The following is a 13,456-nucleotide window of genomic DNA, read 5'->3' on the forward strand; positions in this document are numbered from 1 at the left end:
ATATTCTATTTTGCGGATGCAAAGATAGAGGATTTTTCAAACTGTTACCAACATTTTCAGGATTTTATTTAAAAAAAAGAGAGCTATCTTTCACAGACAGCTCTCTTCGTCCACAATGAATGTTATAATGAATGTATAATAAAAATAATGAATCTTATAAAGTAACTGGTGTATAAGAACTTCTATAGCTTCTTATCCTTTTTCTTGCAACAGCAGGAGGTTCATTTTCCCTGTACTCTTCCAACACATCGCTCACCTCAACCGACTTACCTGCAGGTACTGCAATTTCTACTGTAATACTCTGTTTGCGATACCCTTGTTCAGCTGGTACAGAGAAAAACTCCGGCAATAATATGACTGAATCTTTTTGAACAATATTATAGCTGAATTGCTCAGCATCGCTCTTTGCCTGACGTAGATCATTTCCGTATGATGCTGCAATCTTCCTCACATGAAAAAGTGAATCAGTGCTTTGTCTTATCTGCAGATTTATGGAGTTAAAGAGTAATGAATCTTCGTTTACATTTTTATATGGAAGTTCATCTATTCCAGGATTATATCCAAAACCGAATCTATATTCTGCATAATCATTACGATATGGCTCCATCTCTATATATAATTTTCCAGAAGAGGTAGGATTCAAGACCAAAGTCTCTTCATCAGAAGCTTGTGCTTTGAATTTATCAGCCACTTCAGATGCAAGTATACCTGACATAACAAGACCCGAGAACCACAATATTGAGACAACAACACCAATAAACGGGCGTGATTTAGCTTTCATAACACGGCGTATAATCCATATTATAATTGAAATAATAGGTACAACTGTAAGAGCTATTAAAGAAGCTATCAGAAGGTTATTTTCATATCCCGGATCAATAAAAAGCGACTTAAGCGATATTAGCTGTGTGCCTGCAAAAAACAGACCTCCAAAAACTGCAAGTAGTGTCAGTGCAAATATTCCGGCAAATGTAAAAAACACTATTTTTAAGAGAACCATAAAGACATTCATACATCCAGATCTTTCTGAACTAGCCGAATCTGAATATTTCCTCTCACTTTTCGGAGGTTCAGGAGGCATTTGTGTATTATTGTTCTTGAAACTGTTCTCAGAACCAGTATTATCAGCTGCATTTTTGGATTTAGTGCTTGCAACATTATCATTAACCCTGTTTCTGATATTTTTTATATAGTCATCTTCGCCCATCATCTCGAGCTTCTGTTTCACTGTCTTAGCCTCAGGCACAATAGCCCAAAGCACTAAATATAACAATAATACACTGCCATTTATATTCCAGTTAAAATCAACATCCTTAAAAAGGTGACTCAGTGGAAAAAATGATATGATTCCAAATATATTTATAAAAAGAGGCAATATAAAAATCAGACGGGGTATCCATGACTCAATCTTAAAATAAGCTGCTATACCACCACAAATACCTGCTATATACTTATCATTTGGATTTCTGTAAAGTCTCTTAGTCACATTAGATTCAAGCGGTTTAGCTTTAAGTACAATCCAAAGAATTATATATACCCAGAATAAAATCCCGAAGAAAATCACAAACAACAGTCTAATCCATGTTGGATCAATTTTAAAATAATGTGCAACTCCACTACATACACCACCAATGATTTGATCTTTTGAGTTTCTGTTAAGAGTTCGTGGTTCTTCTTCAGACTTAAGTTCAGATTCTTCTGAAACCTCTTCATCTATTTTCTTAGATTCAGATTCTGAATCTACTTTATACTCAGTATCAAAATCTTCAGGTCTACCAATACTGTTAATTATTGATTCAACGTCATCATCAGTAATACAATTGATTCCTAATTTCAACCTATTTCCGAATAACTCAGCAATACGGTTCTCAATGTCGTTAACAATTTCATCACCACCATCCTCTTGGGAAAAATACTTTTTCAGGCTTTCGATATATTGCTTCAATATTTCGTAAGCAGTTTCTTCAATTGCAATAACTTGTCCCTGGAAATTAATATTGATTACCTTTTTCATACGATTAAATATATTTTTTGCAAGTATTCGGATTTATTCGTCGCCATTATTATCAGTTACACTCTCTACCCTATCTTCACTCTTTTCCTCTTCATCTGCTTCTGATGAAGCCTCTAAATCAGCACATATGTCATCAGATTTCTGACGAGTCAATGTCTCTACTCCTGTAGCAAGCTCATTCCATGTAGTCTCAAGGAGCGAGTAAAAAGCACACCCTTTTTCGGTCAGACTAAAATATTTTCTTGGGGGGCCAGATGTACTTTCTACCCATTGATAGCTTAATACTTCGGCATTCTTAAGCCTGTTGAGTAATGGATAAAGCGTTCCCTCCAGAAGTTGTAGACCGGCATTTTTCATCTCCTCAATGATATCTCCCGGGTAAGCTTCTCCTCTTTTTATTATTGAAAGAATACAATACTCCAAAACTCCCTTTCGCATTTGACTTTGTGTATTCTCTATATTCATGATCTTATTTATTTATCTTAAAATATACCTGTGCCCGATTTTTTTTTATACAAATATACTTTAAGCAAGGTATTATGCAATACAAAGTACCAAATGATTTTACTAATTTAACGTTATTTAGCAACAAAGATATTAAAAACAATTATTATTTAGCTATTCTAACACTTTATTTGTTGCAGCAAAATATTTAATCTATATTTGTAATACTAATTTAGAAGTTATGTCGCTAAAAGGAAAACATATAGTTTTAGGTATAACAGGCAGTATTGCAGCCTATAAATCAGCAGTACTTACCAGATTACTTGTAAAGCAAGGTGCTGAAGTGCAGATTGTAATCACGCCAGCAGGAAAAGAATTTATCACTCCTGTTACTTTATCAGCTTTATCAGGAAGAGCTGTGATTAGCGAGTTCTTTGCTACCGGTGATGGTACGTGGCACAGTCATGTTGACCTGGGCTTATGGGCTGATTTGATGATTATTGCACCTGCCACAGCTTCTACACTGGGTAAAATGGCTAATGGAATTGCTGATAATATGCTGATAACTACTTACCTCTCAATGAAAGCACCTGTATTTGCTGCTCCGGCAATGGACCTGGATATGTTTAAGCATGTATCTACTCAACGAAATATTCAGAGACTTATTGATGATGGTGTGCATATAATTGAGCCTGGTATAGGAGAGCTTGCCAGTCATCTCGAAGGTAAAGGCAGAATGGAGGAACCTGAGAATATTGTTGCAATACTGGATAAATTTTTCAGTTCAGATAGTGTAACTTCTAAAGCAGACGATTTAAATAAAAAAAAAATTCTGATAACAGCGGGACCCACTTATGAGCGTATTGACCCTGTCAGATTTATAGGCAATTTCTCTTCAGGCAAAATGGGTTATGCCATAGCGGAAGAGTGTGCCTCACGAGGTGCCGAGGTAACTCTTATTACCGGACCTGTTAATCTCACAGCAACAAATAAAAATATCAAAACTATTAATGTAGAATCGGCTGAGGAGATGTTCCAAGAATCTATGAATATATTTCCTCAGATGGATATAGCTATTTTATCTGCTGCTGTTGCCGACTACAAGCCATCTCATTCAAAAGACAAAAAGATTAAGAGAAAAGAGAGTGAGAAAATTACAATTGATCTTACTCCTAATCCGGATATTGCCGCCTCACTTGGGAAAATTAAAAGGTCTGACCAGCTTCTTATCGGTTTTGCATTGGAAACCAATGATGAAGAGGCTAATGCTATAAAAAAGCTGGAGAAGAAGAATTTCGACTATATAGTACTCAACTCTTTGCAGGATGAGGGAGCTGGTTTTGGAAAGGATACAAATAAGGTGACAATAATTTCCCGAAAAGGTGAAAAGGTGGCATTCGGATTAAAATCTAAGAAAGAGGTTGCAGTTGATATTATTAACACTGTTTTATTCTCAAATTTTCATAAATAAGTCTTTTATTTTTTGTACTTTAGTTCAATTCTTTTTATTTATAAGCAAACTACAGTACATCTATTGCCTCTCATAATAAGGCATAACATTTTAATGTGTAAAAACCACTAATAATGATTTTTAGAACTTCTCGATATATATCTGTTTTACTAGTACTACTGTCTACATTATCAGCATATTCTCAGATTTACAGATATCCTGTAAACATACCTCCTGCATTAAGTGGAGGTTTTGGGGAGCTTAGAAGTAACCATTTTCATTCCGGAATCGATTTCAAAACTCAACAGGCTGTTAACAAGCCCATTTTGGCTATTGAAGATGGTTATGTTTCAAGAATAAGTGTATCTCCGGGAGGATATGGACTTGCTCTGTATCTTGATCACCCGTCAACCGGACACACGAGTGTTTATGCTCACCTGAACAGTTTTTCGAAAGAGATTGCCGATTATGTGAAATCAAAACAATATGAGCTTGAAAGCTACAGTATTAATCTTTATCCCGAAGCAGAATTATTTCCTGTAAAACGTGGACAGCAGATTGCTTTGAGTGGCAATACGGGCAGTTCAGGTGGTCCGCATCTCCATTTCGAGATACGTGATTCCAAGTCTGAAGATCCTTTAGATGCTCTTGAATTTTTACCTGCAATAGCTGATACTCAAAAGCCCGACTTGAGAGGAATTGCTTTTTATCCTGTTAAAGACAGGGGGATTATTAATGGTTCAATAGACCCAATCAGAATTAATATCAGTAAGGATGCCAATGGTAATCCGGTGCGACTTGGCAGAACAATTAATGCATGGGGTCTTATTGGTATAGGAGTTAAGGCATATGATAGAATGAATGGTCAGAATAACATTTATGGGGTAAAGTATATCAGATTGTTTGTTGATGGTAACCCTGTCTTCAGCAGCACAATCAACCGATTTTCTTTCTCTGATACAAGAATGTTGAACTCTTTTATCGACTTTGTTGACTTCAAGAAGAACAGATCCTACTTTATGAAGTCGTTTATTGAACCTGGTAACTCCCTACCCTTCTACAACTCTATAAATAATGGGTATGTTGAAATAGATGAAGAAAGGGAGTATGACTTTCATTACGAACTTGAAGATCATTATGGTAACACACTGAGTTACAGATTTAAGGTTAACGGAATGCAACAACCTATTCAAAAAACAACTGAATGTAAAAACAGGATGTTGTGGAATACAGATAACTCCTATCTGGAAATGGGATTCAGCATTTATATCCCATCAGGTAACCTCTATTCTGATTTATGTTTCAATTACGAAAAAGAGAAAAACAGCAGCTACTATTCTGACATTCATTCACTGCATAACAATCCTGTACCTCTACATAACAGTGCTGATCTATGGATAAAACTAAATAGTGATACTCTTAGCAACAAGAATAATTATGGCATTGTCAGACTTAATGATAACGGCTCCGACAGTTGGGTTGGGGGCAAATATAACAGAGGCGGGATTTCAGTTTCAATAAGAGAACTGGGAGATAGTTATGCTATATCGGCAGACACTCAGCCACCTGTAATCACTCCTCTGGCACCGGAAAACTGGACTAGTCAGCGACGTATTCGGATAAGGCTTACTGACAATAAAAGTGGGATTGCCTCATTCAGAGGCGAGATCAATGGTGAGTTTGTGCTGTTTACTCACGATTCTAAATCATCTGTATATACTTATGATTTTGATGAATCGAGACTCCCTAAGGGAGAGAAGCTAACTTTAGTATTTACTGCAACTGATGCCGCAGGAAACAGCAGCGAATACAGGAAACAGCTATAATCCCAATGTAGCTTTCACAAGCATTATCTCTCTTTCACTACCTGTGTGCTTACCTTCTACATCTGATAGCTTCACACACTCCTGCCACTCCTCTTTTGCTGTCATTTTACAGCGAAAGAGCTTCATGACAATATTCATGCTTTTTATTTTTGATGAGACATCATTGGTAAGGTTAGTGCCAATTCCAAAAGTTGATCCTATTCGATTGTTGCAGTAATTCTTAATTTCTATTGCTTTATCTACATTAAGACTATCTGAGAACACCAGATACTTCATCTTTGGATTAATTCGCAACTCTTCATATCTGCGAATTACTTTATCAATAAAAACAAACGGATCTCCACTATCATGTCTCAGACTTGTAAACAATGCTGCATGTTTCTTACTGAAATTGCGAAGGAAAACATCGGTTGTATATGTATCAGTGAGAACAGTGCCAAGATCACCATCAAAAACATTTATCCAATCTTCCATTGACATATAATTGGCCATCTTATAGCCATATATTGATCCATGAAACTGAACCCATTCATGCGGATGAGTGCCTGAAACACTAAGGTTGTGCTTGTATGCCATGTAAACATTACTGGTGCCATATAAACTATCACCTGCATGTTGCTTAAGAAGCTCTGTAACTCTGTCTTCCACTTCAAAGCTAAACCTACGCCGCATTCCAAAGAGTGAAAATGTTATATCATGCTCTTTCATTCTCATCGCTTTTTCAATAGCAGCCTCCTCCATATACTTCCTGTCGGGATATTTTCCCATCTCCCTGAAAAACAGCTCTGACACTGTTGCAAGTATAGGAGTTTCCCAAAGTGTCACCCTATAAAGGAGTCCTTTAGCGTTTATATGTAGCTTTTTATCTTCAAGCCTGATATCAACCTCAGAGGGGTCAAATCTGAAACCTTTAAGGAAATCTATATAAGTGGGTGGTAAATATGGCATCTGTTGCCTGATAAAATTCTCCTCTCCTTGAGAAAGTGATAAAGTTGACATCTTCTCTATCTCTTTTTTCAGCAGTATGTCAAACCCATCAGGATAATCACCATTACTCCTATCCACAAATTCAAACTCTCCATGTGCTCTTGGGAAAAGCTTGGAATAAGCATAGCTTGTTGTAAACTTATAAAGATCTGTATCAAGCAGACTTCTAATAACACTCATATTTTACTGAATTAATGATATCAACTGTTGTTAAATAAATAATTAATAATCTTTTCAGATTAGCCGATAATTAAAATTATTAATAGTTAAAACATTTATAGTATAGATTCGTTCAAATTTATCCGATTTTAATATAACAATTTTGCAGAAACAAAACCATTGGATATCAGTAATAATCTCGTTATTCATTATTTGATATATAAATATAGGACAGAAGGTACTCATTATGCAAAACAGGTAATATAGTCATCAATATTGTATATCGAAATATTATTAAGACAATAGATTGGCTGAATTTTAATCTTGTTTGGCCTTTACCCTTGCCTTCTCTTCCTTCTAAATATATAAGGTATATAAGAAGAAGGTAAGAACAATGTAAGAACAATGTAAGAATAAGGTATGGGTAATGTACAGGTTGAATAGCGGTTCTGCAAAATAAATAAAGGGATGCAACTGTTTATTGCATCCCTTTAAAAAATATAATCAAATCAAAATTGTTTCAAATCATATCTTCAATATTCCAGACAAATGCTCTTAAGCCAAGGTTGGGTGACTCATTATCCAGATCTTTTAGATATTTCAATAAAAGTGGAACCCTGTCATCTTCTACAATTGTGAGAATTGAATTATTAACTGAAGGCCACGCATGAGAACCATAATGAGGAATTCCATTTTTACTGCCTCTGCCATGAACTTCTCTCCAGGAAGTAAATCCGCGTATATTTAATGTGTTCAGATTTTCAACAATCTCATCGTAGTGAGCCTGGTCTAATACAATCATTACTGCTTTCATAAATCTCTTTTTTTCATTTATTCTAACTAATTACTACCTGTTTTCCTCAATAACTAAACGATGTTTCTTACGTCTGCGACGAACACCATAACCCGCCATCATAGAATAAAGCGCAGGTATTAGTATAAGTGTAATAATTGTGGAGAATGTCATACCACCAATAATTGCTATACCAAGTGCACGCCACATTTCGGAACCTTGTCCGGTACCTATTGCAAGAGGTATCATACCCAAAATAGTAGTTAAAGTTGTCATCAATACCGGACGTAACCTCGAGCGTCCACCATGAACTACTGCTGTAATAATTGACATACCTCTTTCACGATTCAGGTTGATATAGTCGATAAGCACAATAGCATTTTTTACAACCATACCCACAAGCATGATAAGTCCCACATATCCCATTATTCCCAGTGGCTCACCGGTTATCGCAAGTAGAAGCAATCCACCCGTAAAAGCAAAAGGAATTGTAAGAATAATCATAAACGGATAGGTGAGAGATTCAAACTGAGATGCTAGTACAATATATACAAGAATTGATACTATCAGCAGAAGGAGTGCAAGCTCGGCGAAGGACTCTTGCTGATCTTCGAGAGTACCACCAATTTCTATCTGCACACCTGTTGGAACATCAATCTGTGCGAGAATTGCATCGACATCTTTAACTACCTCACTCAAGGCTCTGCCGTATATTGTTCCAGTAACTGTGACAATTCTTTCACGGTCCTGCCTGTCGATTTGAGGTAGTGAAGAAGATTCTACTACCGTACCCAGATCTCTTACTCTAACTCCAGAACCCATTGGGTTATAGATTAGGATATTTTCAATATCCTCGATAGATTGACGATATTGCTCTTCAAAACGAACACGTATGTTATACTCTTCACCATCTTCACGATAACGTGACATTACCAGACCGTTTATTCTGTTACGAACTGCATTAGAAGCTGTTGCCATATTAAGACCATTCAGTGAAAGTTTTTCGCGATCGAACTGAATCTGATATTCCATACTATAATCCTTACGTGAAATAACAATATCTCTTAATCCATCTACTTCAGATAATTTACTGTTCAGTTCTGCAGCGATAGCATCTGTAACTGCAAGATCATATCCGAAAACTTTCACTGCAACATTGTTTCCTCCTGCCATTCCCATATCACCACCACCAGGCATCACCTGGAAGCGATTGAGTTCCGGCATTGAAGCGAGATCATTTCGCATCTCATCTGAAATATCATATATAGTTTTATCTCTATATTTAGCTTCCTTGAGTCGGATGTTATATGTCATAATATTTGGGGCATTATCCTGCATTGCTGCGTAAGTATCACCTTCACCGGCAGTACCAACTGAAAAAGAGATAATTTCAATTTCCGGATATTTATCCCTCAAGTTATTTACAATATTATGTCCAACCTCCCTTGCAACTTCCATACGTGTACCTGTTGGCATCTCAATAGTTAATCCTATACTATTATTGTCTGATTCAGGCATGAAGCTTGTTTTAAGAGTAATAGCGGAAATAATTATACCTATTATGAATATCACAACAACTCCAAACAGTGTTGTTCTCCTTCTTCTTGAAACCCAGTTTACCAACTTGCTATATCCATGATCAAGTTTATCGAGCGCAGGTAATATGTTGTTGTGATACCATCTGTCGAACCCATTCATTTTAATATCTTTTACTGAGCGCAACATATGTGAACTCATCATTGGTGTGAGAGTAAGTGATATTATCAATGAAAGAGAGATGATAATAGTAACCATCCAGCCCAACTGTTTAAACATAACTCCTGCAAAACCGCCTACCATTGTCATCGGCAGGAACACTGCAATAATGGTTAGTGTTGATGCGATAACAGATAGCGAAACCTCTTCTGTTCCATAAACAGCTGCCTGCTTTGGACGACTGCCTCGTTCGATATGAGAAGTAATATTTTCAAGTACAACGATAGCATCATCAACTACCATACCTATGGTGATGGAGAGAGCCGAAAGAGATATGATATTTATAGAGTTACCCGTTATAAAAAGGTATATGAATGATCCGATAAGCGAAATTGGGATTGTAACCATTACAATAATGGTTGCACGCCATCTGCCCAGGAAAAACAGTACTACTATACCAACAATTATCAAAGCCAGGAAAATAGTCTCAAGCAAACTATTGATTGATGTTTTAATGTAGTCTGATGTATCCATTACAGACTCAATCTCAATATCTGGTGGCAGAGACTTCTGCAGTTCAGGCAATGCTGCATTAACAGCATCTGCAATTGCAACAGTATTAGCCCCTGATTGCTTTTGTACAATTATACTTGCACTTCGTCTGCCATTAGTATAGTTTTCCTGTACTCGTGATTCAAGAGTATCGCTAACAGTTGCAACATCTCTTAGATATACAGGACGCCCCATGCTGCTTCCAACAACTATATCATTCAGATCTTTACTATTCTTGAATTCACCTTCAAGACGTAACATATAAGTTTGGGAACCTATATCGATGTTACCAGCAGGTACGTTTACATTTTCAGCAGCAATTACCTGTGCAATCTGTTCTAGTGACATGTTATATGCTTCAAGCTTGGCTGGTACTACATTTACCTGCACTTCACGCTGAGGGGCACCTCCTACCGATACAGTTCCTACTCCTGTAATACGATTTAAGGGGTTTGCAACCTGCTCATCAAGAATCTTATATAATGCATTGGCACTTTCTTCTGCTGTAGCCGAAAGGACTACTACAGGTATCATGTCTGAACTGAATTTAAGAATCATGGGATCTTCAGTGCCATCGGGAAGAAACCCCGATATTAGGGACACTTTATCTCTCACATCATTCATTACAGCATCCATATCGGTACCATAATCAAACTCAAGCATTATCATTGATAAGCCGTCTCTCGACTGAGATGTAATCTCTTTTAGTTTCTCGGTTGTATTTAATACATCCTCGAGTGGTCGTGTAACATTTGCTTCCACATCCTGTGCTCCCGCACCCGAATAGGTGGTCATGACCGACACAATATTAAGGTCGATATTGGGATAGAGGTCGATTGGCAACTGTCTGTAAAACAGAAGTCCAATCAGTACAACTCCGATAAAAATTAGTGATGTTCCCACGGGATTTTTTACCGCGGTTTCATATATTTTCATATATCTGTTCTATTTTATCCTATTTATATCTTAGATAACACATAATTAATTAATCTATCACTTCAACTTCCGAACCATCAATAAGGTTGGTATTTCCATGAATAATTACCTTGTCTCCGGCATTTAATCCCGAAATGATCTCATACTTGTCATCAATTCTTGCACCTAGTTGAACTATAGTATATTTTGCTTTACCGTTCTCTTCAACAAATACATAGCGGTCGTTTGATCCTACCTGCTTAAGCACTGCTAAATCGCTGAGCAGAGGACGGTCATTTGTTCCAAAATTCATTTTCACGCGTGAGAACATACCTGGACGAAGCTTCTGATTATTATTTGGAACTGAAACCTCAACTGTGAAAGTGTGTGATACCGGATCGATTGTGGGGTATATCAGGGATATCTTACCTTCAAACACCTCATCTCCAAGGGCATCAGCTTGTACTTCAACTGGCATTCCAATTTTTACCTGACTGTAAAATCTTTCGGATACATTAAGTGTAACCTTCACAGGGTTCATACTCTCAATTGTTAGAATTGGCAATTGCATTGCTACGTCACCCGGATCGTAATTACGAGCGGTTACTACTCCATTTAGGGGACTTACGAGTTTGGTATTTTCTCCCAAGTTATTCATTGCTGTTTCTGCAACATCCAGCTGAGTTTTTACCTGATCGAGCTGCTGTTTTGAAATACCTCCTACTTCATACAACTCTTTATATCTTTCGAAATCTCTCCTTAAAGTAGCAACCTGTGTTTCCTGTTGTGAATAAGTAGAAGCATCCATTGCAACAAGTACCTGACCTTTTCTTACTTGTGATCCAACTTCAACATAAATCTCACGAATACGTCCTCCCATTGCAGGAGCGATATTGTTTACCTTATCGGCCTCAACAGTTGCAGTAAATGTGGAAATCTGATCTACGGGAACCAGTTTAACCTCTTCCACACGCACTTTTGTCTTTTGTGATGCTTCACTTTCTGTGCTTTCGGTTTGTCCCGATCCACCACATGATAATAGCAGAGCAATCGACAGTAATGGAATAAACTTAAATAAGTTTTGCATTTTCATAAAGTTATATTGTTTTTATTTTTCAGTTTATTAAATATTAAATTCTAAATATTGTATATCACCAGTTAATATCTTCAATAGGTGCAATCTCATAACCGATTACCTTTTCCAAATCGGCCTTTGCAGCCAGATAGTCATATATAGCATTTCTGTTTTGAAGTTCTGCATTAAGAACGGCAAGTGCAGCTGCATTTACATCAACAATTGTTCCCATTCCTGTTTCATATCTCTTCAAGGTTATTTCGTGACCCCTGCGAGCCAGTTCTACAGAAGACTGTGAGGCTATTACCTGTTCTATATTTTTGTTTATCAGATCAAAATTATTTTTTATGGATAGCTTTAATGATCTCTCCAGATTTTTACGCTGTTCCCCTAGCTGGTGCAGTTGGATTTCTGACTGTTTTACATTATGATATCGCTGTCCACCGCTAAAAAGAGGAATTTGAAGTGTTATTCCAATTGTTGAATATGGATCCCAACGATAATCACTGAATCGAAAGTCGTTATTCTGACTCATATAAGTCCAATTGAAAGAAGTAACAAGTGAAGGTGCATACTGCAGCTTCTGTATCTCATATGCATTTTTTGCCTGCTGAGCCTGTAAATCGAACTGCTTAATATCACTATTCTGCAATAATGACGTATCTGCAGGTATTATAATGTTTGAAATTGTAGCTTCATATTCATCAAGTGATCCCGTTACTTTTAGTGGTAAATCACCATCGATACCCATTAGCATATTCAATTGAAGTTCTGCAATCTTTCTCATATTTTCTGCCTGCAGAATATTGGGGATCAGACTCTTTAACCTAACCTCGGCAGTAACAACATCATACTCAGCAACTATGCCCTGGTTATATCTATTTTTAATATTAACAAGGTTTAATGAGTCGGTCTCATATGTGAGCTTTAATACATTATAACTATCCTGAGCAAGTAATAGACTGAAGTAGGCTTTCTTAACCTGGTTGATAAGATCAATTCGCGAAGCTCTGGCCTGCTCCATTGCGAGTCGTATATCCACTTCGCTCATCTGAATATTCTTCCATAATGAAGGAACAACCAATGGCATATTCACATTAAGACCTGCAGTCCATACATTAAAACGTCCCATTTGAATTCCATCACCTGATGATTCTGGATCAGGTGACATCATTTTACCAAATACTTCTAAAATCTTAAGTTCTTCGGGAGTATAATCATTTGGATCTATATCACCCCCGAAACCAAATCCTTCATCAAAATATACTGTTTGCCTTTTAATTGCACGCTGATACGATCCAATTACATCCATCTGAGGAAATAATGCACCATATGCGCTTTTTTTAGCATACTCCTTCTTTTTAATTTCCATATCAGCCACTTTCACGGTGGGATTTTCACTCAGTGCAATTTCCAGTGCACTGTTTAAATCGATGTGCAAACTATCAGTTTGCTGAGCATTTGCAACGTTCAGTCCATTAAGACTGAGTAACATCACTAAAAGCATCATTAACATCTTTGGATTCATAATAGATTTATTCATCTT

The 13,456-nt window shown here is 36.9% G+C and carries 8 protein-coding genes and 1 pseudogene; 2 read left to right on the plus strand and 7 right to left on the minus strand.

Annotation, left to right across the window (positions count from 1 at the left end):
* Positions 1-154 precede the first annotated feature (154 nt).
* Together PHO43_RS00315 and PHO43_RS00320 are read right to left on the minus strand one after the other, a co-directional pair.
* On the minus strand, positions 155-2,014 hold the full coding sequence (locus PHO43_RS00315) for a PspC domain-containing protein (protein WP_288010954.1): 1,860 nt from the start codon (positions 2,012-2,014) through the stop codon (positions 155-157).
* Between the two features lie 171 nt (positions 2,015-2,185).
* Positions 2,186-2,479, minus strand: a pseudogene (locus PHO43_RS00320) (PadR family transcriptional regulator); the annotation flags it as partial.
* Between the two features lie 220 nt (positions 2,480-2,699).
* On the opposite strand from PHO43_RS00320, the gene coaBC reads away from it, so the two are divergent.
* Together coaBC and PHO43_RS00330 are read left to right on the plus strand one after the other, a co-directional pair.
* Positions 2,700-3,929, plus strand: a complete 1,230-nt coding sequence (gene coaBC / locus PHO43_RS00325) for a bifunctional phosphopantothenoylcysteine decarboxylase/phosphopantothenate--cysteine ligase CoaBC (RefSeq protein WP_045089384.1) — start codon at positions 2,700-2,702, stop codon at positions 3,927-3,929.
* 113 nt (positions 3,930-4,042) lie between these two features.
* Positions 4,043-5,734: a M23 family metallopeptidase gene (locus PHO43_RS00330; RefSeq protein WP_288008708.1), complete on the plus strand. Its 1,692-nt coding sequence runs from the start codon at positions 4,043-4,045 to the stop codon at positions 5,732-5,734.
* Here PHO43_RS00330 and pncB read toward each other — a convergent pair.
* The 5 genes from pncB to PHO43_RS00355 all read right to left on the minus strand — a co-directional run bounded on the left by pncB (position 5,729) and on the right by PHO43_RS00355 (position 13,453).
* Positions 5,729-6,901 carry a nicotinate phosphoribosyltransferase gene (gene pncB, locus PHO43_RS00335; protein WP_053826483.1) on the minus strand — a complete coding sequence of 391 codons (1,173 nt, stop codon included), beginning with the start codon at positions 6,899-6,901 and terminating at the stop codon, positions 5,729-5,731. The two genes, PHO43_RS00330 and pncB, sit on opposite strands and share 6 nt — an antisense overlap.
* 499 nt (positions 6,902-7,400) lie before the next feature.
* A complete protein-coding gene (locus PHO43_RS00340; RefSeq protein WP_045089381.1) occupies positions 7,401-7,694 on the minus strand; it encodes a PG0541 family transporter-associated protein in 294 nt (97 codons plus the stop codon).
* A 33-nt stretch (positions 7,695-7,727) separates the two neighbouring features.
* Positions 7,728-10,856, minus strand: a complete 3,129-nt coding sequence (locus PHO43_RS00345; protein ID WP_288008705.1) for an efflux RND transporter permease subunit — start codon at positions 10,854-10,856, stop codon at positions 7,728-7,730.
* A gap of 49 nt (positions 10,857-10,905) precedes the next feature.
* On the minus strand, positions 10,906-11,922 hold the full coding sequence (locus tag PHO43_RS00350; RefSeq protein ID WP_082057431.1) for an efflux RND transporter periplasmic adaptor subunit: 1,017 nt from the start codon (positions 11,920-11,922) through the stop codon (positions 10,906-10,908).
* Between the two features lie 64 nt (positions 11,923-11,986).
* Positions 11,987-13,453, minus strand: a complete 1,467-nt coding sequence (locus PHO43_RS00355; protein WP_045089378.1) for a TolC family protein — start codon at positions 13,451-13,453, stop codon at positions 11,987-11,989.
* Positions 13,454-13,456: the final 3 nt, after the last annotated feature.

Source organism: Lascolabacillus sp. (genome assembly GCF_028696275.1).
GTDB lineage: Bacteria > Bacteroidota > Bacteroidia > Bacteroidales > Dysgonomonadaceae > Proteiniphilum > Proteiniphilum massiliensis.

Coding starts and splice junctions, on each gene's coding strand:
- PHO43_RS00315 (WP_288010954.1), bottom strand. CDS start 2,014: ATGAAAAAGGTAATCAATATTAATTTCCAGGGACAAGTTATTGCAATT.
- PHO43_RS00355 (WP_045089378.1), bottom strand. CDS start 13,453: ATGAATAAATCTATTATGAATCCAAAGATGTTAATGATGCTTTTAGTG.
- pncB (WP_053826483.1), bottom strand. CDS start 6,901: ATGAGTGTTATTAGAAGTCTGCTTGATACAGATCTTTATAAGTTTACA.
- coaBC (WP_045089384.1), top strand. CDS start 2,700: ATGTCGCTAAAAGGAAAACATATAGTTTTAGGTATAACAGGCAGTATT.
- PHO43_RS00340 (WP_045089381.1), bottom strand. CDS start 7,694: ATGAAAGCAGTAATGATTGTATTAGACCAGGCTCACTACGATGAGATT.
- PHO43_RS00350 (WP_082057431.1), bottom strand. CDS start 11,922: ATGCAAAACTTATTTAAGTTTATTCCATTACTGTCGATTGCTCTGCTA.
- PHO43_RS00345 (WP_288008705.1), bottom strand. CDS start 10,856: ATGAAAATATATGAAACCGCGGTAAAAAATCCCGTGGGAACATCACTA.
- PHO43_RS00330 (WP_288008708.1), top strand. CDS start 4,043: ATGATTTTTAGAACTTCTCGATATATATCTGTTTTACTAGTACTACTG.